Source organism: Bradyrhizobium brasilense, assembly GCF_029714345.1.
Taxonomy (GTDB): Bacteria; Pseudomonadota; Alphaproteobacteria; order Rhizobiales; family Xanthobacteraceae; genus Bradyrhizobium; species Bradyrhizobium australafricanum.
The window spans coordinates 6895210-6917656 of sequence record NZ_CP121669.1 but is presented as its reverse complement, the minus strand read 5'-3'; the positions used below and the strand labels follow the sequence as shown (position 1 = coordinate 6917656).

Here is a 22447-nt window from a genome sequence, read left to right as displayed (position 1 = left end):
AAGTCGCGCCAGATTCAAAACACTAGCATTGAGTACGGTTCGTACTCAGACATTTGCCCGCGTAATGCAAGGTTGGCATAGCAATTGCTACAAGCGTGCAGGAATACAGGATATTGGACGAGTGCAAGCAGGACGGGCGAACGGCAGCGGCGGTCCCTTTGCCTTGAGACAATCGCTCTCGGCCGGCAGCCGCAATGTCACGTAGATTGCAGGCAGGCCTCGAAGAGCCCGCTGGATGTGGTTCGTCTTGGCAATGCCAAATCAAGTCCGCAGGGGATGCGATGAGTAGGCAGTGAACAGCAACCGTGGAGGCTTGATCCGTCCACGACAGGTCGCAGGTGAAAGCGTCGAGTTGGCCGGATGTGCCGCCTGCGCATGTCAGGCGAGCCTTCCTTGGCCTGGCGGATGCCGATATTTAGCATGATTCAGCAAATGATGGATGGCGCGCGAGAGGGGCGTGGCTTCAATCTATCGGCATGTTCCTATCGACGCGCTCATGAACGGGACTGATCCCCTGATGGCCCTGCCTGGGACTGCGAAGATGGTCGGGAGCCGTTCGTCTCTATGACGAACGCGACCGCAAACCCATCGGACCAAGTTGGTGGCCTTCGAAAGTGCTCCTCAAACATTATTCTCTCCACGGTTAGGGTTCAAATGAGGCCTTCTCAAGCGTCGCAAGTTCAACTGGATCGACCTTCGCAGATATTCTGCGAGTACTTGACTGAGCAAGCGCGAAATCTGTTTGGCCTGCATCCGTTCGCTGCGGAGATGTCTAAGCGCCAAGTTGCGAGTTTGCTGCCGGAATACTTGGCGATGTCACAGGCGTTCCCTTACCTGCAGGCAGGCTCGCAAAAGGATATCATATTTGATGCGATGCGTCGCAACCGAGGCCTTCCTAGGGATGTTGAACTAACCAGCGTGGTCGCAAATTTCATCTGTTGGGACGAGACGGGCGGTTATGGCCGAGTTCTCCGAGGCGGCAAGGCGGCGCTACCCGATATTCTGGAGACTGAAAATTTCCACTCAAACCTGCTTAGAAAGGATGCATCGCGACTACTCGGTAGAACAATACAGCCGAATTATAGCGCTACAACGAAGCGGTACCTGCATTCCCTCTGTGCCGGATTGTCATCGACAGATCCGGTCGTGCGCTGCGCCTACATGGTCGCCTTTGAGCTGCATGCTGCGGAAATGATCCAGTCACTGTGGACCACTCTGGTCAAAACCTTTGATGCGCGGTCTGACGATCTGGAGTACTTCCGCAGTCATGTCGGCGGCGAGGATCCCGCCGAGAAGTATCACGGAGATATGACAACCCGGCTCATTCGCGAACTTGTGCCTGCTGACGGCAATCGTCGTTTTTTGGATGAATTCGATCGAGCCTATCGGCTCAGCTTACAGTGGTGCCGCGATCTGCTGCAAACTGTCTCAATTGAGGAAGATGACCTTGCGGAGATCGAACATCACGGCAGTTGTCATTGTGGTGCCGTCAAGTTCTACGTCCGAGCGCCGCGAGAGCTCTCCGCAGTTCGATGCAACTGCTCCATCTGCCAAATGTCCGGGTTTCTGCACCTGCTTGTACCCGGCGATAAGCTCAGAATTGAGTGTGGCGAAGAGTTTCTCAATACATATCAATTTAACAAGAATATCGCTCGTCACACGTTTTGCCGGATTTGCGGCGTAAAGCCATTCTATCGGCCGCGATCGAACCCCACGGGTTTCAGCGTAAACATTCGGTGCTTGGATAAGAGAACGATCGAAAACATAACAATAGAAGAGTTCGATGGCGAGCATTGGGAGGAAGCGTTCCGCCCGACGCACGAGGATTGGGAAGCCACCCGTTAAGATCAAACTTGGAGTGAAGTCGCATGGCGCGCGCAATGAACGATAGATCTCGTCTGCTTTCAGAAGAGGCTCTCACCAAATACCGTATAGAGCTATTGGTGAAGGGTACGGTCGTGATCGCCCCTCAGACATTGTTCACCCAAGATGATTTGGCGAGGATCGATCAGCTCCAGATGGAGATTCCCGAAGAAGAGGTGCGGGTGGGAGATGCCGGCGACTCGCACAACGTCTTCGTGAAGCGGGTGAGGGTAGATCCGCCGGGCCGCCCTCCGACCAATGTGCATGGCAAAGCTCCGGAGCAGATCATCGAATTGCTTGAGAGGAAAGACCGCAGCTTTGCGCTGAAAAAGATCTTGGGGGCAGCGTCAGATTACGTGATTCGCCGATGCCAAATGCATCGATTGCCTCCCGGTTCGTTCGTTGGCATCCACTTAGACGCTGAGAGCGACCCTGACTTCGAGTACTCCGTGATTGTGCAACTCGCGAGGGACTTTGAGGGGGGTGAGTTCGTGGTTTATCCGAACGCGTACGAACAGCAGGTATTTCGACCGCCGTTTGGGGCCGTGGTTGTCACCACATGTAGGATCCGACATGAGGTGAAGCCTGTGCACGCTGGGGAGCGCCGATCGCTGGTGTACTTCTGTTCAAAACGCGGCGGCGCGAATCGCCGGATCATCGAAAACACTGCTGACAGCCTGTGAGGACCGTTAGCGGAAACGGCTTTCGAACGGGTTGAGGACGCGGGCCAACTTCTGGCAGACGCTGCCTAATTCGGAAGAGCGTGCCTTGAATCTTGGTTGGTCTACTTCGAGCGAAAAAGGCAACTACTCACCTGACGTTCCCAGTAGCGGGTGTCAAGCACAGGTTCGGATACGGGGGTGGCTTCGAATGAATGGAGGAGTTTAAGAGGTCTGTGATCTCAGTTGGCCATTGCCAATAACCGGTGCTGCAGATCGCGGGCAGTTGGCCTATCGCGCGCGATCACCAGGCACTCCACGGTGCCTGCCTCTTGATCGACGGCAAGCGGGATCACGCCCTCCTTGCGTGTGCCATCGAATAGAAATCCATACCGGACGAAGCGATCAAGCGCGGCCCGGAGAGAACATAATGGAACGTTTCTCACGGAAGAAATGACGCGGCGACTGGAATAATCGATACCCAGCAGCCGGACGGCAATACTGTGTAACACTGACCCTCCGCCCCACCGGCCGTTCGCTTCGTTAAAGAAAAGCCGGCCGTCGCTCGCGAAAATGCCGTCAATGTTGATCATTCCGCGATATCCCAATGTTCGCGCCAGCTCGACAAATCGGTAGGCGTGCGCCTGGGCAGCCAACCATTGCTCATTCGTCAGGTCGCTTGGAAGCTCGAGCCCTGTCCAGATGAGCGCTCGTTCGGATCGGTCTTCGCTGCGACGTAGACGGATGCTTCCACTGTTGATGAAAACGATGGAACCATCCACCTCTATCTCATACTCAAGATAGAACAGAGCGCGAGCCAAGTGGTACGATTCAATGACCAATGTCTTGCAGGATGCTGTGGTCATCTCAGACCAAAGTGCTTGAGGATCAAACGATGGCCAAGCAACCATTCGGGTATCTCTCGCCCCAGGAAGTGCTCCACTGTCGTTGCCGGTCAGGATAATATTGCCGACTCCGCCCGCTCCATTATCCAACTTGACGATCACGTTGCCGGTCTCTGACCTCAAGGAGGTGACCGCCCTGAATAGTTCGTTTGGGTTCGTGGTCGCGCATCCACTTGGCAGTGGGAGCGCGACACTTGTCGCCAATTGACGGAAGTGGCTCTTGCGGTTCAAGAGATCCGGCCCTCGCTGCAAAGCGAATTCGTCCCCGCTCTGCGGGATGCCAAGCAGCGCCGCCAAGCGCGCTACGCCTTCACTAGAGTAGCAGGCAGATATTCCCCAAGTTGATTTCTGGCGAATATGGCTGTTGAGTCGCTCGACGAAAGCATTGGATAGCAGGGTGCAATCGTTGAGAATCAGCGATTCACTGGCGTCGTCAGGCACAAGCGTCGAGAGACTCGAGGCATCGAAATTGAGCGTCGCGCCGATGAAGGATAGCAGGTCTGCCGGGATTGCTACCGGAGAGACTATTAGGTCACCCTCCTGCGCAAACCAGGCAGACCGGCATGCGGAGTTGGCGGAAAGGGACAGTTGAGTTGCTGTTAGATCGCCACCGGACATTTGAGCTGTCCCGGCATTCATGATTAAGATCCGAGGCAACGACAATCTCCCAGACGCCTGGCGTGGTTAAGCACAGACCGCCATGCCAGCAACGATGAGTTCGCTGCGACGCATCGTGTGGAGGTACCGAGCGGAAGGCGGTATTGCGCTGCCTCGATATCTCCTGTGGTGTAGTCGGGAACTACGGCCAACCAATCCGCCTTTCTCAATTGCTGTCTCCTTCGGGGCTTGACTGCGTATCGAGCTCCTTGAGCATGAAATGCCGGACCTTGCCCAACGCCGTTTTTGGCAGTTCGTGCGTGAATATGATTTCGCGCGGTACCTTAAAACGGGCGAGCTGCGATTGAACATGCGTCATCAGCGCTTCGGCTGCGATCCGGGACCAGGGTCGCCTGACCACATAGGCGATCGGGACTTCATCCCAGCGTGGGTCCGGTCGACCGACGACGGCGCATTCGGCGACATCCGGATGGCCCATGAGCACACGTTCCACTTCCGCCGGATAGATATTCTCTCCGCCGGAGATAATCAGGTTCTTCTTGCGGTCACGGACCCAAAAATATCCGTCGGCATCGCAGCGGCCGATGTCACCAGTGCGATACCAACCATCACTAAAGGCCTCACGCGTTGCCTGTTGATCGCCCCAATATCCGCAGAAGACGTTGGGCCCACGTATTACGATCTCGCCTGGGGTCCCGGGCGGCAACTTGGTGCCCACGTCATCGATGATGGCTGCTTCGCAGCAAAGGCCAGGCAGGCCGCTTGCGCCGTCAGGTGCGAGATCTGCGCCGAGCTTGGTATAGACAGCGATGGGAGAGGTCTCGGTCGCACCATAAACCTGTAAGACTGGCACTCCGCGCCTCGCAAAGCGCTCGACAAGGCGCTGAGGTACCATCGTCGATCCGGTACAGATTGCTTTGAGTGCGGATAAATCCGTGCTTGCCCATCGCGGATGGTCCGTGAGCGCTTGCATCATGGCAGGGACCAGGGCTGCAAGCGTGGGTCGGTCATGCTCGAATGCATCAAACGTTGCCTCTGGCGAAAAGCGGCTTTGGATAGTTACCGTCGCGCCATGATGCAAACCGGGGGTCGTTTGGATATTGAGGCCGCCGACGTGGAAGAGCGGCAAAACAGTCAGGGCGTGATCAGTCGAGGTTAGGTCATGCATGTGCTGACTCATAACCCCGTTCCAGAGCAACGCGTCCTGACGCAGCACAGCGCCTTTAGGTCGCCCTGTCGTGCCCGAAGTATAGACGATCAGAACCGGGCAGGACAGATCCGCACCTGGAGTGGGTTCGTCACCACAGCATTCGTCCAGAACGTCGTCCAACTTGCTTCCGCCGGGCGGTGCGAAGTCCAGGCCGACGAGGCAGATATCGGGGAGTTGCCGCGTCAGAGCCGGCAAGACGACGTTAAATGCCTGTTCAAGCACGAGCACTTTTGCTCCGGAGTCGGAAAGAATGAAAAGCTGCTCGGCGGCCGCAAGGCGCCAATTCAATGGAACGAGGATTGCACCGAGCCGTGCGCAGGCATAGAGCAATGTCAGATAATCAGGCCGGTTGAGGCTGAGGATCGCGATCCGGTCACCCCTCTTGATGCCGAGTTGGCGCTTGAGGGCGTAGGAGACACGCCCGATCCGTCGATTGAAGCCCGAGTAGCTCAGAGCGTGTCCCTCGAAGCGGATCGCGGCTTTGTCGGGAGCATACGCAGCGTTGCGCTCGATCAATGTGCAGAGATCCAAACTCATCCTCCGTGAGCTTCGCAAGAGACGCTGGTTCCGATGTAGTTCAGCCGGAATTCGGAATTGCGTCGCCGGACCTCGATTGAGTGTTTCGGGTACTCATTGCGCAGGCTATGATCACTCGGCCCGAGCTGGACCAAGCGGTTCATGATGGTTGTCATGGGGAGCGAACGATCGACACTGTTCGAGGTATCTCAGGCACTTGATCCACTTGCTCTGCTTTGCTCGGCAGCAGTCGTGTGCATCTGTCCGTAGTGATAGGTGCACCATGACGACTGTTTCTTGCCTGGTCTTTGACATACAGGCTCGCCGCACATATATGCCGACCTTGGGTCTCCATCTTTGAAGCCGACAATGGCCCGGCATTGGCCTTCAATGTGGTCGATCAGCAGGACCTTCTTGACGCCGTTCGGCTCTTTCAACTTGCTGCTCCAGGATATCGCGCCATCTCTTCCGATGCCGCGTCAGTCACGCCGAGCGACACTTGCAGCTCAAGTTTCTTGAAAAGATCCGCAGTCGCATGGTCCGTCGCACACTTGCCCGAAGAAAAGCTCCCACCAGCGTCGGGAAAGTGGTGTGAACCGAACCAAATGCTGGTTCTCCGAGCTGAGTGCGGTACGGTCGTCTTGCCGTTCGGTTGCAAATGCGGGAAGCGGCGGCGCCCTGCGAGGGCTCGCGATCGAGGTGTACGCTGATCCTTTCCGGCATCGTCTCGCTGGCGCCTCGCTTTGGGACAGCCGCATAGTATTGGTCCTGAAATGCCGAGGCGTTCACAACCAACTGCGAGCCGCGGTGCTGCGATCAAGACTCGCTGCACGACCATCTCGACCGATTTGCTGTCGGGAATGACGATCATGACCAACACTCAGCGTATGTTCTGACGAGGTGAGACATTCGTATCCTTCACGATTCCGACGGCAGACGAAGACTCGCGTCGATTTAGGGATCGTACAACTTAACGTTACGTCCGATTCAAGCCCTTTTGGGCAACCCGCGGAACATGCCAAAGCTCTCAGGCTTGCCGGTAAGGCGCTGCCAAGCGGTGTCGTGTCGAGAGCAATTCTGCGCCAGGGTCTGCGTCAGAAAGTCGCTTGAGACGAGGTTCGCAAGCGACGAGGCCGTTGTCGAAAAGCCCACGCTTTCGCGAACGGGCATCCGTCGTCTTCGCAGCCATAGCGGATGTAGCGTCCGCTGTGCCGTTATTGAATGCTTCACGGCGCATCTGTCGGGCGCTGACGCGGCAAGCCCAGGACAAGATCCGACGATTGTGTTCGACAAGTCGGCTTGATGGTAGCTGACCTCTTTGCGCCGTTCGAGCGAGCCACGCGAATGTGCGAGCGTGCCGTCAACCGGTGCACGTCGCGGTCGCGGGCTCCACTGGAGCGAAGATCATTGCAGCGTCTGATAGAGGCGATAGAGCAGCCGGGCGCGCGGCTCGATCGACGAAATGTAGAGTTGCTCATAATGCGTATGGGCGCCCTTGCCGTCGACGCCGAGACCGTCGAGGGTTGCGGTATGCGGCGCGGTGAAATTGCCGTCCGAGCCTCCACCGCTGAATACATCGAGCAGCTTGAAGCCGAGCTCGGCAGCAAGGCGCCTGGCGTGTTCGTAAAGTGCGGCGCCGGCGTTGCTCTTTTCATACGGTGGACGGTTCAATCCGCCGATAACCTTCACGCTGACACCATGGGTGCGTGGGGTGATGCCGAGGATCTTCGCAACCAACTCGTCGGCGTTGGCCATGGTCGGCACCCGCATATCGACTTCCGCATAGGCTTCCTCGGCGATCACGTTGGACTTGGTACCGCCACGGACGACGCCGACATTGACGGTGACGCCACGCCTAAGATCGTTCATCGCCTCCAGTGTCTGGATCACATTGCCAAGTTCCCGGATTGCGCTGCAGCCATCTTCGGGGCGCGCACCGGCGTGGGCCGGCGTGCCCTTGACGAAGACCTCAAAGCGCGCAACGCCTTTGCGTCCGGTGACGATCTTGCCGCCCTCGCGCGCGGGTTCGGTCACCAGCACATACTTGGCCTTGCGGCCCTCGGCCTCGATCAATGCCCGCGAGGTCGGGCTACCGATTTCTTCGTCTGATACGTAAATCTGGGTGACGCCAAGCGGAGGGCGGACATCATCGGCACAAACCTGCCGGAACGCGTGATACGCGAGATATGCACCGCCCTTCATGTCATAAATGCCAGGGCCGAATGCCCTGTTGCCCTCGACTTTGAACGGCAGGCGCTCGATGAACCCCATCGGATGAACTGTGTCGAGATGGCTCAGCACGAGAATGCCTGGTACGCCTTGGCCCCAGGACGAGCGTGTGACCAAATGATCGCCGCAGCCCTCACGTCCCGCAATGCGCTCGACGCTGACCGACAAGTCACGATAGCTCGACGCGACGAGATCAGCCAGTTTATTGACCTGATCCGGCCGTTCCGTTGGAGACTCGATCTCGACCCAGCGGCGGATGCCGTCGAGAATCACCGCGGCTTCGAATGGATTGCTGGACATAGATCTGACGCCCTTTGAATTTGACTTTCATTGTTCGCAGAAAATCGTGATAGAATCGATTTGATCGCATCATGATTTAACGCGAAGACCTTCAGAGTCGCCAACGTTGTGGGTCAGCTGAGCCTCTGAAGTCCAAGTCTTGCCGCAGGCAATGATGCTACGCCGGTTGAAATAAACAGCTACCAAACTTGGTAGGATCCAACATGCAAGCTCGAGAGCCGTTAGCTGTCTCATGAACTGTGGCTGTTCTGATCAATTCCTCCGATAGTTGCGCAGCTTGCATTCCCAATACTCTTCGTGAAAATGTCTGCGGGCACTGGCCTTGAACACGTCGATGCCAAGGCCGGCGACGAGATCAGTGGCGTCTACCGGTGCGCATGGCGACGCAAAATAGCGGTTCGGTTCGCCATCGAGCAATCTCGTGAGTTCGTGCTCGAGGTGGAAGCCGGCGTCGAGCGTTTTTATACTCACTTCGCAAGATGAGTATAATCCCGGTTAACCTCGGATTGGGGGCGAATCAGCGCGCCCGATTCCGACCTCTTGTGCCAAGCCCGCTCGGGCGCGTTCTTGTTCGCATCAATATGTCGTCCAGCTTGAGCGGGTAGCTCACTTTTGTGCTGGCGTGGGGATCGCGGCTCGCGGGAAAATACGATAGGTGCCTTCGTGACGCAGATCATGAAATTGCAGGTCATCGATCTTTAACGTGTCGCAGGCTCGCGTGAACGTCGCACTCACCGAACGGTGCCTTTAAGGGAAAGCGCACTCAATCAAGCAGCAAGGTTCGAAGCGCGCCCCGGAAGTTGATCAATGGATCGCCGTGGCCGACCCGGGTCGCGACAATTCGTCCGATAAAGATCGTATGTGTGCCGATCACCTTGTGGTCGTACAGGACGCATTCGAGCGCACAAAACGCGTTCGGCAATAGCGGTACATCGAGAACGCCCTGCTTCCAGGGCGCGGTATCGAAGCGGTGAACACCTTTCGCACCGTCCTGACCGCCAAAACGTAGCGCAAGGTCCTCCTGGTCACGGCGCAGAAGACTGACTCCAAAGCTGCGACTGGCGAGTATCCCGTCATGCGTCTCGGAGCCGACTTTTATGCCAACGAGCAGGCACGGTGGCTCCATGCAAATCGAGGTCACCGAACTAACCGTCAGTCCACGTCGTTCGGCGGCCTTTCCGGTCGCCACGATGGCGACACCGCTCGCCAGATTTCGCATGGCCTGACGGAACTCGGTCGCTTGGACAGATGGAATATCACGAATCCTAGGAGGGGACTGGTGGCTCATGACCTGCCTCTGGAGTTTTACTCAATTCTGGTGTCTCCGTTACGCGCGCGGATGACCTTGATTCCTTTGCGCCTGCTATTGGGCGCACGGTGTCGCATTGCGCAACCAATGGCTGCCCCTCTCACCGAGCAGCTCAGCGCGAGGAAGTTTCCTGCTTGGGAGTGCCCTGTTGATGCACGTGTCAGCGGCGACCCTGACCGCCGGGTCGATCGCGACGGCGAACAGTCCGGCCGGAGTTTTTTCGCATGTAGCAGCATAGGAACGCTAATTTACTCTCAACAGAACTCGCTTTTTTGCATCGAGAAGATGCCCATCGAGCGTCGCGTGCAGCGCACCTCGTAGCTCCGGCGGGATCGAGCCGTCTGTGTCGATCAATTCCCGAAACTTTCGAATGATGTGTTCTATCGTTGCAATAGATCCGAGTGTTTCCATATCCTGTGAGGACATTCCCGATGATCTCCTTTTGCGCAGAACGAGCGCTTCGTCGCGGTCCCCGACTTCAGCTGAGTGCCGCAACAGGCTCTTGCCGATAAAGAAGGGGGCTCTCACGCCGCGTGGTTAAGGCGAATTGTTTGATCAGTACGCGGACAGACAGCAACACCGTCTTCGAAGCTCGCAGAGGCAGCGCGCGTTCGCGGCTGCTATCCCTTCGCGCTGGTGAGCATTGGTCTTGATCAGAAAGTTGGACATCGACCAACTCGGCGTTACGCATTGGAAACCGTGATCAGTCGCTTCAGTCGGGTGGCCGCGGCGCCGCGATCAAGCGAATCTTTCCCAAGTGCAACGCCTTCCTGCAGCGTCGAAGCTCGGCCGGCTACAATCAAAGCCGCCGCCGCATTCAAAAGCGCGGCGTCGCGAAATCGACTTGGCGCACCATCGAGCGTGCTTTGGAGCGCGTCGGCATCGCCGCCGTCCAGCGCCTCTTTGCGGCAGCGGCGGAGACCGGCTTCTTCCGGCGTCACTTCGAAGGTGCGGATTGTACCCGCCTCTAACGCTGCAACAAAGGTTTGGCCGGTAATGGTAATTTCGTCGAGTCCGTCCGAGCCATGAACCACCCATACCGATTCCGCACCAAGATTCTTCAATACATACGCCAAAGGCTGGACCCATTCGCGAGAGAATACTCCGATCACCTGCCGCTTGACTCTGGCCGGATTGGACAGAGGGCCGATTAGATTGAAAATCGTGTGGGTCCCAAGTGCGGTCCGAATCTGGCCAACGCGCTGCATCGCCGGATAATGGGGCGCCGCGTGCATGAAGCCGATGCCAGCTTCGTGCACGCAACGCGCAACCGCGTCAGGCTCAAGGTCGATCTTCACGCCGAGGCGCGCTAACACGTCTGCGGCACACGAACCTGAGGACGCAGCGCGGTTGGCGGTCTTGACAACAGGAACGCCGGCCCCGGCAACAATAAAGGAGGCGCATGTCGACACGTTAACCGACCACGTGGGGCCTTCGCTCGTGCCAGTGATATCGATGGGATCGCATGCCGCCTCGACCCGCGGCATTCTATCCCGAATCGCCGACGCTGCACCGGTAACTTCTTCGACCGTTTCGCCGCGAACCCGCATTCCCATCAACAAGCCGCCGATCTGCGAGGGGGTCGCGTGTCCCGACATCATGCTGTCGAAGGCTAACGCGGTTTCCTCACGCGTCAGAGTGGCGCCGCTGGCAACTTTGCCAATGATCGATTTGAGCGCTTCCATCGAACTTTCCGCGATCCCTGTCCAAAGTTGAGGCTGTCCGTTCAACGCCGGTTTTCGTTGAAGAGACGTGACATTGGTGCATCGAAGCAGCTGCCTGCCGCCCAACCTGAGTGGCTGATATTGACCCGTGCGTATCGGTTGGTTGGGCGCGGGGCCCTGATGTTACAACCTGACGCTACGTGAGGGTCAAGCTCTCCATTTTATGGTGCTGTCAGGACAGCTCATCGGCCGACCAGAATAGTGCAGGCGCGTGGACGCTAGCGCCAACGTAAATGTCTTGCGCCGGTGGTTGCCGCGGCTGTCTCTTGATCACGGTGTTCCGATCCGGTCCACGGAAGCGTTCCGCCTGCGGGCGCCGCGTCGTCGAGCGTTGAAGCCAGCTTCCATTACCTGTTTCGGGTCGAAGCCCGACCTCATGGCTACCAGAAAACAGCCGGCCAGATTGCAGGTGAAGGTGCACAGAACGTCACGAACACCAAGCTCTACTGCTTTCACGGATTGGCTGTCATCGAACTCTCCCTGCCGACGGTCGCGCAAGGTGGTTTATCTCAAGCTGCATCTCGTGTTCGGTCCTGCTTTACAGCCGGAACACGCCATACTGCGGCGCATCGATCGGCGCATTGAGCGAAGCGCTCAATGCAATTGCGAGGGCGGTTCTGGTGTCGACAGGATCCAGGATGCCGTCGTCCCAGATTTCGGAGGTCGCATAATAGGCGCTCGATCGTTCGTGATATTCTTCAAGAATTGGCTCTCGAATGGCTGCCAGTTCCTGCTCGGAGAGGCGTCCGCCCGCGCGAGCCAACTGTCGCGCCTTGACGTGGGTGAGAACGCCTGCGGCCTGCTCGGCGCCCATCGCGGATACCTGGGAGTTAGGCCAGCTGAACACAAATCGAGGATCAAACGCGCGTCCTGACATAGCGTAAGTGCCCGCGCCGTGCGAGTTATTGCAAACAATCGTAAACTTTGGCACGGACGCTCCGGACACTGCCATGATCAGCTTAGCGCCGTCTTTGGTGATCCCACGCCGCTCATATTCGCGGCCGACCATGAAGCCCGTGACATTCTGCAGGAAGAGCAGGGGCGTCCGATTCTTGTCGCATAATTGGATGAAATGAGCGCCCTTCAGCGAGCTATCGCTGAACAGAACGCCATTATTGGCAAGGATCCCGACTTGATATCCATGAAGCCGCGCAAAGCCACACACAAGTGACGTGCCATAACGCGGCTGGTACTCATGAAATCGGCTGCCATCGACCAGACGAGCGATGATCTCTCGCATGTCGAACTGCGCTCGGGCGTCCTTTGGAATGATACCGTAGAGTTCGGAAGCACTGTAAGCGGGCGGCTCAGGAGCCACTCGATCGATCCAAGTTTTCGCCGGTTGGCGGAACCGAGCGACGACGTCGCGGGCAATCGCAATTGCATGCATCTCGGAGCTTGCGACGTAATCACTGGTGCCCGACACGTTGGTATGCATGAGGGCGCCGCCCAAATCTTCGGCCGACACGTGTTCCCCGGTGGCAGCCTTTACGACCGGGGGGCCGCCGAGAAAAATCGCTCCCGTACCTTCGACCATAACGTTGTATTCACTAAGCGCGGGGACGTAAGCCCCTGCCGCGGTGCAGTGGCCCATGACGATGGCGACCTGCGGCACTCCCATCTTCGAGAGAATGGATTGATTCCGGAGTATTCGACCAGCGTGGTAGCGGTCCGCAAAGAATTCCGCCTGCAAAGGCAGGAACCCGCCCGCGCAGTCGCACAGATGAACCACCGGCAGACGGTTTTCGATGGCGATATCGAGGGCCCGCACAATCTTCTTGACTGAGAGCGGATACCATGCGCCGCTTTTCACGCTGGCATCGTCGGCATGAACAATCACCTCCCGACCCGCTACAATGCCGATGCCGACGACCTGCGCGGCGCTGGGCACCTCGCCATCATACGCCTTGTTGGCGGCCAGCGTGGAAAGCTCTAGGAATGGAGTTTCCGGGTCGAGCAAGGCTGCGAGCCGTTCGCGAACAAACAGTTTGTTCTGTCGACGCAGTCGCTCGAAGTCCCGCTCTGGCCGATGGAAGCGGGCAGCGCGTTGCCGTTCCTTCAATTCGGCCGCAAGCTGTCTGTTGTGGCAATCGTTGTGGCGAAACGCTTGCGAGTTAACGTCCGCTACGGAACCGATCCGCTGCATTTCAGCGCCCTTCTTCGGAGAGCGTGACCAGCTCAGCGTCATGCTCGAAGCTTTCGCCTTCCTTGACGTGGATCCGATCGACGATGCCGTCCTGCGGTGAGCGTATGATCGTCTGCAGCTTCATGCTCTCAATCCTCATCAGTGCCATTCCCGCCGAGACTGATTGGCCAGGCGAAACGGTAGTCGCAACAACTACGCCAGGCATCGGCGCACGGGCGATTAGCAGGCGTGTTTCGTCATTCGCGGAAGTGAGCGCTCGCAATGGGTCATTGTAGCGCACAATGCGGGTTCTGCCGCGTATATGCAGATGAATCAGGTCGCCATCGATGGCGAACCTGACCGGTTCGCTTTCCCCCGCAATGGTCAGGATGCCGCTACTCTCACTGTGATGCGTGAACGCGACGGGGGCAATCACTTGGTCGCGCAAATGAAGCCGGTAGCCCTGCTGGCTGGTCGAAAGCCATAGCCTATGATCTACGCGGTCGATCTCGAATGAGTGATACACGTCAATTTCTCCAGCTGCCAAATGCTGCGTGAAGCTCGGGCACGGCGTCAGCGGAAGCACGCACCGGTCTCGTCAGGAGAGCGGCGGATGCCAGGAACGCAGACAATCCGGTAGCAAAATTGTCGGTTGCAAGATGCGGGTTTTCTTCAAGGTATCCCGTATGGAACTGACCGCCGAGAAATGCATCGTCAGCTAGGATCCGGGCGAGCAAGCTTGCATTGGTCTCACACCCAAGTAGAACAAGTTCTCGAACCGCACGATGGGCTTTCATAGCAGCCTCTATGCGGCTTGGTGCATGCACGATAATCTTTGCAAGCATCGGATCGAACGCCGCCGTGATGTGCTGACCTCGCATGATGCCGCTGTCGATCCGTACGCCGCCCGGATACTCGAGAAGAAGTACTTTGCCAGTGGTTGGAACGTATCCGCGTTCGGGGGCCTCCGCGTACAGCCTGAGCTCGATCGCATGCCCGTTCGAAGCAATAACGGATTGCGAAAGCGCAAGTTCGCGGCCGGCTGCGGCATAAATCTGTTCGGCGATCAGGTCGACACCAGTGACCATCTCGGTCACTGTATGCTCGACTTGAAGGCGGGTATTCATTTCGAGAAAGTAGAAGTCTCCTTCGCTGAGAATGAACTCAACCGTTCCAGCATTTTGATATTGCGCCGCACGGGCGATGCCGACCGCGGCTTCGCAGATCCGTGTCCGCAATTGTGGTGATAACGCGGGCGAGGGCGTCTCCTCTACGATCTTCTGGAAGCGGCGCTGCACCGAACACTCGCGCTCGAAAAGATGGACTAGGTTACCGAAGGCGTCACCCAACACCTGTACTTCGATGTGCCGCGGGATTTCGAGATATCGTTCGACATAAAGTCGGCCATTTCCAAAGTAGCGACGCGCTTCACTGCGCGCCTGCTCGATGGCTGCTTCCAATGCATTTGGGTCGCGGACAATCCGCATGCCCTTGCCCCCACCGCCCCCCGTCGGCTTCACCAGCAAAGGAAATCCAACGGCTTGCGCTCTCGAAACGAATGTCGTCGGATCATCTTCTTCGATGGCGCAGGGAAGGACTGGAAAGCCGTTGCGCTGAACGAAGTTGCGGGCCCGGATCTTATCCCCCATAAGTTCGATGGCTTCCGGAGCTGGCCCGATGAAGGTAATGCCTGCCTTGATCACAGCCTTGGCGAATTCCGCACTCTCGGAAAGCAATCCATAGCCCGGATGCAGCGCCCCAGCGTTCGCCTTGCGAGCGGCAGCGATGATCTGCGCAATGTCCAAATAGCTCGCCACCGGCGTGCGGCCGCTGATCGGAATTGCCAAGTCGGCCATGGAGACGGCCGGGGTCAGGGCGTCTACCTCGTGGTAGGCAATTGCAGAACGCAGTCCAAGCTTCCGTAACGTTTTGATGGTTCGTGCAGCTATCTCGCCCCTATTGGCGATTAGAACCGTATCGAAGGGTAATTTGTGCATTCGCCTATCCGGACAAGCACTGTGGCCAGAGCTTCTCTCAGTTGTGACCGATTGGTACCACTCTCGACGGCCCGCGCTTGATCGCTTGCCTTGGTGGAAGATCAGGCTTGATCCATTTCTGAATGTGAGCTCGCACGGCTCACGGCCGGCGATCCCTCACTTTGAGTCACTGTTCTTCTTGCCAGTATCTCGAACGGAGATCACGTAGCGACACTGCTGGCTGAGGCTCGCTTGCTTTGATCGGAGACAAGACATAATGGCGGCACGATCAGGTATGTGGCTGCTGCACAGGCGGAACACGTCCTCCATGCAAGCCTCCTTTTCCTCCGCGGTCGGCGCTTGGTCGCGCGCATTCACCTGTCCTGGGATTGCGGCTGTCATTGCGACAGCAAGAGCGATAGCGCGGTAGTTAGCATTGAGAAGCGAAGCCAAACGGAGTCGTTGGTGTTGACGCATGATATCCTTTCAAGCCGGTGGTGCAGTGGTTGTTGTTCGGCGCCAAACGCAAGATGACCTGACGACCGGAAAATGGGGCCGGGCGCGCAGTTCTCATTATCTGTCAGGAAGCGTCGAGATTGTCGAAGGTGGTCCTCACTTGTCTAGGATCGTACAATCTGACGCAACGAGCGATTCAAGCCCCTTTTGTGGGCCCAATCGCCTGAAGATGTTTGGAATGTGCATATTCCGTCTTAGCGACGCCTGCGCGAGGAAGTTCGGATGGAACAGTGCACACAGTATTGCTGTGCGGCGGCTGCGAATGGTACCGCGGCGTAGCTACCGAGATGAGCCTCGCTGTTACGTAATTGTACGTAGCGCGGTTGTCGCATTTCTTTGATCTGAGAGTTGCATGCTCACCGCCATGAATCCAAAAAGTAAACTTTACGAGCCCGATCACTGGCGTGGCCGTGCGGAAGCAACGCGAACGAAGGCGGATGCACTCGCTTACGGCAAATCCAGAGATAGGCTTCTTAAGATTGCCATCGAATACGACAAGCTGGCTCTGCGTGCCCAAGATTGGCAGGCGCGCCAAAACGAGAACGATGCGTTGTCCGACTATGAGTTGTGAGGGCTGGCCGCGCTTCGGCAAAGCGCGCGCGGACATACCGGCTCGCAGTTTCATTGGTGGAGCAAAGGTCGCTCAGCGCGCTTGGCGCGGCTAAGTCTATTGCAAGTCTATGACGGCCTGCTCCTGTTGCGATGGAATCGGGACGCTGGCGAGGCGAACCCTGTCGCCATTCTTGCGCGGGCTTCAAAAAGCACGTTTCCGGCCTTAGTTGCGCATCTGAGCGCGGGCAATAACCGATGTCAGCCGGCATGCTGGGCGGGTAAAGTCAGTCCGCCGACGTTGTCCTGTTATCTCTGCCTATTTCGTTTGCGTCGCGAGAGAGCCGCATGTCGTGTCTAGTAGTCCGCCAAAGTGTTGACTTGAACCAAGTCAAAGAAAGAGATCGCCACTGCCAGATTGACGGTGGTGCGCCTGCTTCATCCTCCGCACGATTCGATCGGAACAATCGCGGCATACGAGTGGTCGAAAAGCGCTCGTGTGCCGCACTATTTGTCAAGCCGTCGGTTCTATTTCGCTCATAGGAGGGCTGCGACGATCCAGCAAATGCCGGCCCAGAGCAGCGCGTTTAGGAACACCCCAACCAGTGGCCACAGGTTCCATTTCGTTTGCGTCGGCCAAGATCCGCAATCAGCGCCATAGTGCTTGATCATGGGGTGCTTTGGTGTGCGCCAGTGCATCATTCATCCCACGATGCGCTGGCCCGCGGAAGCAGTCTCGCGTTTGGGTGTCTCGTATCACTCATGAGTTTCGCGGTGTTCCTTCAAGGCTCGAGTGTCAGAATTCCGTCCATATCGTCGCTCAGACGAGAAACCCTGCGAATTGCCAGCCTGCTTAACGCTGCAGCGTTCCGGACCGCACAAATAGCCCCTTCGTGAATTGAAGGCCGGATATGGCGCGTCCTGTTCGCTTCGTTTTCTTGACCGCAGCAATCAGCATGCCACGAACGGAGATGTACCGGCGCCGCTTTGACAAAAGAAAAATGCAATTTGTCGAGTTCAGCGCCATGGTCTAGCTGTCCTTAGTCGAGTTCGCGACACCGATGTCTGAAAGCAAACGCCAGTAGGTGCGTCGTCAGCGACATAGGCGACAAGCGGTCCGAAAGATCGCCGTTAATCGCGATTGAGTCTGAGGCAGTACGCTAGGCCTAGTCTCCTTCCCTGACCGCTAGCTGACGAAGAGCCCTGAGAGGGAAGAAGAATGATGAGATGTTGGCAGCTCATTCAATGACATGTTGGCTCAGCTGCGGCTTCGATGCGAGCTAGTTCGAGTTTGCGCTCTTACAGCCTGACCATGGTCACATAGATGACGCATTGGCACTGTTTCAGACCGCGAGAAGCGTGCGCTCCGACCTATCGAGTACCGACATGACAGCGCGGATCGACGCGCCGTCCTCTTCGAGTCATAGCGGCGGCAGCGCGCGGGTTTCGAGCCAGAATAGAATCTACAAGCAGGTATCACATGCGATCATATGAAGTTGCCGGGATGACGATCGGTCCATCGGCGATGATTTGATGGGCCATGATCGGCCTCAGTCCATTTCATATGCTCAATCAGATCACCGGCTGATCTGCACGGATAGGGCAATGATATCTGTTTGGACGTGCCAAGGCTCAAGGGCGGACCTGCCTGAAGGCCGGCGCTGTTCGGCGATGAGAGGCCAGGCCAGCCAGCATAAATGAGCGACATGGCCCTCGCGAGACTCGACGTGGTGACGGAATTGTCCACCGGGTCCGCCCATCGGGTCAACCATGGGGGTAACTGGCCGATTCGTATCGAGCGGATCGTGCGCAGCCACGCAATCAAGGGGCCAATGAGCATGTCCGTCGTGTCCTCAAACACGATGTGAGCGTTCAAAAACCAAGAATTAGGAGAGCAAGTGATGATAGACATCAGCGATTTTCTTAGTGGATGGTTCGCTGAAGAGTGGTTTTGGAACACTGGGCTGAGAACCGAGGTGGCGCCGGTTAATCAATCGCCAGACAACGTCATCTACGTCGACTTCAAAGCGATCCGCGAGGCAAAGGAGGGGACGTGCGAGCGCAGATCATAGAAAAACTTGAGGCCGGCCGGGTAAAATACGGCCAGTTCGCCAGCGTTCCTGGATCGGGTCCCTGCGGCCAATTTCTTGTGCAGGGGCCGTGCGGCTGTGAACTCAAGATCAGTGGATTAGTTCGTCCGAGCTGGGAGCACGTCGCTGTCTCGACGCCGCGGCGTTGTCCAAACTGGGAAGAGATGTGCTTCGTAAAAGACCTGTTCTGGGATGAAGAGGAGTGCGTGATGCAATTGCATCCGCCTCATTCGCAATATGTGAATAACAGCCGGTATTGCCTGCACCTGTGGAAACCTACCCATCGGGACATCCCAATGCCGCCGCCGAGCTTTGTGGGCATAGTTGGGCTAGGACCATCCGAAGCAGCAATGTTGTTTGCACGGATGAGCGCGACAGCATGACGAATTGCATCAACAATATCCGCTCGGAAGAGGGCGCTGGGTTAGCGCCGAAACATCGGTTCTGCGCCACTGGAAGGCAGCGCGATCGCGGGGCATGTCGGGCGTTTCTGCCAGTTGCAACGTGCGGGTTTCTCAGCCAGAACTCCTGCCGCCGCGTAGCTGGCCGGTAAAGTTCATTGAATCAGCAATATTTGTCTCATATGCATCACCGCGGTTGTGGGCATGATGGGATTCGAATTTGGTTTTGGCGGCGTTCAAGCCAGTGCTTGTGGAAAGGTGGGTTGAACGCGGGGTAGGAGCAATAACGGAAGTCGTATCGAGGGCAGGCACCACTTCAAGCGGAACTGCGTGCTCGTCAGCCCGAGCCACCCGCCTGGAACAGAGGCGGCGATCAAAACAGGTGCCTGCATAGGGAGACATAGATCGATAACGTTTCCAAGCTTGTCGGCTCGACAGCTCGTCGTCAGCTTGCGGCAATATCCTTCAGAAGCAGAGCGTGAGCATCCGGCACTTGCTCTGAGGAAACGTGCGCTGAAGAGGCAGGCGAGCCATCATGTATAATCGAGTGAGCGGACAATCCATAGGCTCCAATCGGGCTGATGAATCGGGCCAGTCGGTGGACAGTGGCAGCTTTGCGCAAGCACTTACGGAATGCGCGCAACAGGAGGGTCTGTCAGATGGCGAGTTGCCGGACCAAATGGGGAGCTGCTGCAGCAGGCCGGATACCTCAGACGTAAATGTTTACAGTCCAGGCCCCTCCGACTCCAGCACATCGTCCCTGTCCTCCGAATCCAGTCGATCCTCTCCGGCTCGGCCGATCCGTGCTCTATTCGCATACAGGACCGCTGAACTGCCTGGGGCCAATGTCAACGGTATCTGCGTTGGTTTGGCAGCAGAGTGGCTACTCAATCGTCACAGCAGCCCCTCGTCCCGAATGAGCGCTCTGCACCCGGGCACACCAAGCCATGCCTCGGCGGCAGTGCGGCAGCAGCGATATGAAGAAATCAAAACTCGGTTGCGAAATGATGGGGCGGCAGGTTCTCGCAACCTTCAAGCAAGAAGCACAATGCTGCATGAAGCGGGTTTGCAGCCGTCCGACCAAGAGACGCGGTATAGGTTTGGCTCAACTTCGCGCATTGCCCAGATAGTGGACGAAGTCACCGCCGATCCGTCGATCTATTTGATCGGCTTGCGTTTCGCCGCAGGTGGCAAACATACAATCACAACGTCGACATCGAATGGAATAACGACCCTCTTCGACCCAAATTATGGGGAGTTTACCGTTCGGTCAGATCAGATGAATGAGGTGTTCAAAAGTCTCGCCGAGCGTTACAGGACGCCCCCGAACGGACATGATATATCGACGGTCGTCACACAAAGGGTGGGCTGAGGGTTCGGAGCTTTTAACCAACATTGCCGTAGTCACCGCTCTTTCTCGGCGCGGAGTCGATGGTGACCGCGAACAGCCACGTCGCGTTTAAAGGACTCCAAGTCTGCCGCTTCAGCATACGGCAACGAGCTGACATGGAGCTCGCCGCGGCCAGGTCTTAGAGGTCGCTTGATTGAAGGCCGATCTCGTAAAGTGAGAACTCGCGTATTCTTTGCGTGCGGGCGCTACAATTATCCGCCGCGCTTTATCCTTCGTGACATCGTTCTGGCAAATCGAATCGTCTGAATGTTAGCCCGATCGGCCCTTTCGGCCGGCCGCGGGGCGGGTCGCGTGTCTTCTCCCGGCAGCATTTAGCCGTTTACGGAAGTCTGCTCTGCTACCCGTCGACGGCTGAGCGCTAAACCGAGTGATGGATAAGTGGCGACGCCTCTCGTTTGCATTACGGCTTCTGCGTCGGTAGCAAACCCGGTTGTTCGGAAGATGCGAGCTGTGGCTCGTTTGCACTAGGCGTGGATCTGGAAGAAGGTTAGAGATCTTCGTCAGCGAGGCGCGATGAGTGGCGTTGGATATCAGGTCTATTCGAAAAGCAGAGACGGTGCTATCCGGATCGTTGTTTCCTCCGCAAAGCAAGCTCTCGCCAAGGCAAATGAACTCGCTGAAGCTGGAAACGAGATCCTGATCAAGGATCTTGCGGGCAGGGTCATTGACACGGCGACGACCGTTGAACTCGCCGCGCGCGAATAGATTGCTTGTCCCGGCGTCGGTTGGTTCAGAAGTCACGAGACAAAACTGTTCGTTCTGCCTGTTCGTCGAGCGCCTTGTAAAAAGGATCGGAAACCTCTTCGCCAACGCTTCAATCTCGGGCCGGTTGGTCAGTGATGGCAGCTCGGTCTGGAAATCGAGAACCGCTCAATCCGCCAGCCAGGTGCAAGAACCGGACAGCTGACAACAGCCGGAAGCTTGCTCCGCCGTATCTCGCGTGCCGTCCGAAAGTGGCGGCGCCCAGGCGCACGGATTGAAGACGTTCTTGAGGGATCGGCCTCGAGCCGTCGTCCACGCCGACGAGACGACCGTTTGACGCTCCCCGGCCTTCCTATCGTCGTGCGGCGACTCAGAACGTCCAATCACGACGCACCGCTTGATTTGGTGGTGAAGAAGAGTGTCCAAGACACGGTCCGTATCATCCTCAGCGATTCCGACGCCACAATCAGCCGCACTAAGCTGCACGTATTCTGCACCGTGGCTGAATGAGCGAATGACCAGTTCGCGCGCCGCTTTCCCGACCGCTTGCATGGCGTCAATCCGTTCGTCACCAAATTGATGATGTCCTGTTGCAGCTGAACTTGGTCACCGACGATCGGTGGAAGATTGGACATCAGCTCGGTTCTCAATCCCACGTGGTAACTGATCAGCTCACGCGTCACCAGTGCGATTGACTCCTTGACAACGTCATTGATATCGAGAACCGACATCTCGATCTCGCCGTTCTTCGCAAGTGCGCGGATGCGGCGGATTACCTCACTTGCCCGGATTGCATCTTCGACGATCCATTCACGCGAGCGTCGCGCGGCCGAAAGATCAAGAGTGTTGTGGCCGATCCAACCGAGGCATGCATCTGCGTCGCTGATGATGGCGGCGAGCGGTTGGCTTATTTCGTGGGCGATGGACGCCATCAGTGCTCCCAATGTGGTGACGGCGTGACATGCGCAAGCTCGGCGTGAGCTTTTCGCAGCTCTTGTTCCGCCTGATCTGCACGAATAGTTGCGGTGATGTCAGTGCTGGCACCACGGTAGCCTAGAAAATGCCGCACACATCGAAGAACGGTTTGCTGCTGGTCCGGACATAGATCGGAGAGCCCGTCCGACTGAGGATGGGATAGATCAGATCGCGAAACGAGAGATGTGCAGCTAGCGTTGCTCGATGCTGGGGAGCGCATAGCTGTGACGCGTTGATCCGCGGAAAGTCGACGCCCCAAGTCGTCGGCATCACAAGCTGGCCGCAGCTGCGGTAACGGTCGCGAAAAAAAGAAACTTCTCTCCCTACGACCGCTCTCATCCGGCTTTACCGGCCTACTTGTGAGATTCG

At 57.2% G+C, this 22447-nt stretch carries 16 protein-coding genes and 2 pseudogenes; 7 read left to right on the top strand and 11 right to left on the bottom strand.

From position 1 onward, the window contains the following. The first annotated feature begins 717 nt into the window (after nucleotides 1-717). Both QA635_RS32200 and QA635_RS32195 read left to right on the top strand, forming a co-directional pair. Nucleotides 718-1845: a GFA family protein gene (locus QA635_RS32200; RefSeq protein WP_283063658.1), complete on the top strand. Its 1128-nt coding sequence runs from the start codon at nucleotides 718-720 to the stop codon at nucleotides 1843-1845. A gap of 23 nt (nucleotides 1846-1868) precedes the next feature. Beyond that, nucleotides 1869-2546, top strand: coding sequence for a 2OG-Fe(II) oxygenase (locus QA635_RS32195; RefSeq protein WP_283063657.1), 678 nt, complete (start codon nucleotides 1869-1871; stop codon nucleotides 2544-2546). Nucleotides 2547-2764: 218 nt separating this feature from the next. On the opposite strand, the gene QA635_RS32190 is transcribed toward QA635_RS32195, so the two are convergent. From QA635_RS32190 to QA635_RS32180, 3 genes are all read right to left on the bottom strand, one after another. Then, nucleotides 2765-4066 (bottom strand): preATP grasp domain-containing protein, encoded by a 1302-nt coding sequence (locus tag QA635_RS32190; protein ID WP_283063655.1) that lies wholly within the window; start codon nucleotides 4064-4066, stop codon nucleotides 2765-2767. Between the two features lie 184 nt (nucleotides 4067-4250). Further along, entirely contained in the window at nucleotides 4251-5786 is a 1536-nt protein-coding gene (locus QA635_RS32185) for a class I adenylate-forming enzyme family protein (RefSeq protein ID WP_283071942.1), read from the bottom strand. Between the two features lie 1389 nt (nucleotides 5787-7175). Continuing rightward, nucleotides 7176-8300 carry a M20 family metallopeptidase gene (locus QA635_RS32180; protein ID WP_283063653.1) on the bottom strand — a complete coding sequence of 375 codons (1125 nt, stop codon included), beginning with the start codon at nucleotides 8298-8300 and terminating at the stop codon, nucleotides 7176-7178. 303 nt (nucleotides 8301-8603) lie between these two features. On the opposite strand from QA635_RS32180, the gene QA635_RS32175 reads away from it, so the two are divergent. Continuing rightward, nucleotides 8604-8783, top strand: a complete 180-nt coding sequence (locus QA635_RS32175; RefSeq protein ID WP_283071941.1) for a hypothetical protein — start codon at nucleotides 8604-8606, stop codon at nucleotides 8781-8783. A gap of 159 nt (nucleotides 8784-8942) precedes the next feature. Here the strand turns inward: QA635_RS32175 and QA635_RS32170 are convergent. The 7 genes and pseudogenes from QA635_RS32170 to QA635_RS32140 all read right to left on the bottom strand — a co-directional run. After that, nucleotides 8943-9041: pseudogene (locus QA635_RS32170) on the bottom strand (site-specific integrase); the annotation flags it as partial. A gap of 22 nt (nucleotides 9042-9063) precedes the next feature. Beyond that, nucleotides 9064-9588 carry a flavin reductase family protein gene (locus tag QA635_RS32165; RefSeq protein ID WP_283063651.1) on the bottom strand — a complete coding sequence of 175 codons (525 nt, stop codon included), beginning with the start codon at nucleotides 9586-9588 and terminating at the stop codon, nucleotides 9064-9066. A 264-nt stretch (nucleotides 9589-9852) separates the two neighbouring features. Then, entirely contained in the window at nucleotides 9853-10035 is a 183-nt protein-coding gene (locus QA635_RS32160) for a hypothetical protein (protein WP_097675029.1), read from the bottom strand. A gap of 257 nt (nucleotides 10036-10292) precedes the next feature. Beyond that, complete coding sequence (gene trpD, locus QA635_RS32155) at nucleotides 10293-11294, bottom strand: anthranilate phosphoribosyltransferase (RefSeq protein ID WP_283063650.1); 1002 nt, start codon at nucleotides 11292-11294, stop codon at nucleotides 10293-10295. A 577-nt stretch (nucleotides 11295-11871) separates the two neighbouring features. Beyond that, nucleotides 11872-13479, bottom strand: a complete 1608-nt coding sequence (locus QA635_RS32150) for an acyl-CoA carboxylase subunit beta (protein ID WP_425249212.1) — start codon at nucleotides 13477-13479, stop codon at nucleotides 11872-11874. A 1-nt stretch (nucleotide 13480) separates the two neighbouring features. Further along, nucleotides 13481-13984 carry an acyl-CoA carboxylase biotin carboxyl carrier protein subunit gene (locus QA635_RS32145; protein WP_283063648.1) on the bottom strand — a complete coding sequence of 168 codons (504 nt, stop codon included), beginning with the start codon at nucleotides 13982-13984 and terminating at the stop codon, nucleotides 13481-13483. Between the two features lies 1 nt (nucleotide 13985). Then, a complete protein-coding gene (locus tag QA635_RS32140; RefSeq protein ID WP_283063647.1) occupies nucleotides 13986-15455 on the bottom strand; it encodes an acetyl-CoA carboxylase biotin carboxylase subunit in 1470 nt (489 codons plus the stop codon). An 847-nt stretch (nucleotides 15456-16302) separates the two neighbouring features. Between QA635_RS32140 and QA635_RS32135 the strand changes: the two genes are divergently transcribed. The 4 genes from QA635_RS32135 (at nucleotide 16303) to QA635_RS32120 (ending at nucleotide 21106) form a co-directional block, all read left to right on the top strand. After that, complete coding sequence (locus QA635_RS32135) at nucleotides 16303-16521, top strand: hypothetical protein (protein WP_283063646.1); 219 nt, start codon at nucleotides 16303-16305, stop codon at nucleotides 16519-16521. 2031 nt (nucleotides 16522-18552) lie between these two features. Continuing rightward, the gene (locus QA635_RS32130) at nucleotides 18553-18972 is read left to right on the top strand and encodes a DUF7694 domain-containing protein (RefSeq protein ID WP_283063645.1); all 420 of its coding nucleotides are present in this window, start codon (nucleotides 18553-18555) and stop codon (nucleotides 18970-18972) included. Between the two features lie 553 nt (nucleotides 18973-19525). Next, nucleotides 19526-20362 carry a YopT-type cysteine protease domain-containing protein gene (locus tag QA635_RS32125; RefSeq protein WP_341850398.1) on the top strand — a complete coding sequence of 279 codons (837 nt, stop codon included), beginning with the start codon at nucleotides 19526-19528 and terminating at the stop codon, nucleotides 20360-20362. A 552-nt stretch (nucleotides 20363-20914) separates the two neighbouring features. Continuing rightward, nucleotides 20915-21106, top strand: a complete 192-nt coding sequence (locus QA635_RS32120) for a hypothetical protein (protein WP_283063644.1) — start codon at nucleotides 20915-20917, stop codon at nucleotides 21104-21106. Nucleotides 21107-21495: 389 nt separating this feature from the next. Here the strand turns inward: QA635_RS32120 and QA635_RS32115 are convergent. After that, nucleotides 21496-22288, bottom strand: a pseudogene (locus QA635_RS32115) (sensor histidine kinase); the annotation flags it as partial. Nucleotides 22289-22447: the final 159 nt, after the last annotated feature.

Bases quoted from the DNA above. Each gene is read 5' to 3' on its own strand.
- QA635_RS32150 (WP_425249212.1), bottom strand. From the start codon at position 13,479: ATGCAGCGGATCGGTTCCGTAGCGGACGTTAACTCGCAAGCGTTTCGC.
- trpD (WP_283063650.1), bottom strand. From the start codon at position 11,294: ATGGAAGCGCTCAAATCGATCATTGGCAAAGTTGCCAGCGGCGCCACT.
- QA635_RS32165 (WP_283063651.1), bottom strand. From the start codon at position 9,588: ATGAGCCACCAGTCCCCTCCTAGGATTCGTGATATTCCATCTGTCCAA.
- QA635_RS32195 (WP_283063657.1), top strand. From the start codon at position 1,869: ATGGCGCGCGCAATGAACGATAGATCTCGTCTGCTTTCAGAAGAGGCT.
- QA635_RS32175 (WP_283071941.1), top strand. From the start codon at position 8,604: ATGTCTGCGGGCACTGGCCTTGAACACGTCGATGCCAAGGCCGGCGAC.
- QA635_RS32135 (WP_283063646.1), top strand. From the start codon at position 16,303: ATGCTCACCGCCATGAATCCAAAAAGTAAACTTTACGAGCCCGATCAC.
- QA635_RS32140 (WP_283063647.1), bottom strand. From the start codon at position 15,455: ATGCACAAATTACCCTTCGATACGGTTCTAATCGCCAATAGGGGCGAG.
- QA635_RS32120 (WP_283063644.1), top strand. From the start codon at position 20,915: ATGAGTGGCGTTGGATATCAGGTCTATTCGAAAAGCAGAGACGGTGCT.
- QA635_RS32180 (WP_283063653.1), bottom strand. From the start codon at position 8,300: ATGTCCAGCAATCCATTCGAAGCCGCGGTGATTCTCGACGGCATCCGC.
- QA635_RS32190 (WP_283063655.1), bottom strand. From the start codon at position 4,066: ATGAATGCCGGGACAGCTCAAATGTCCGGTGGCGATCTAACAGCAACT.
- QA635_RS32160 (WP_097675029.1), bottom strand. From the start codon at position 10,035: ATGTCCTCACAGGATATGGAAACACTCGGATCTATTGCAACGATAGAA.
- QA635_RS32125 (WP_341850398.1), top strand. From the start codon at position 19,526: ATGTATAATCGAGTGAGCGGACAATCCATAGGCTCCAATCGGGCTGAT.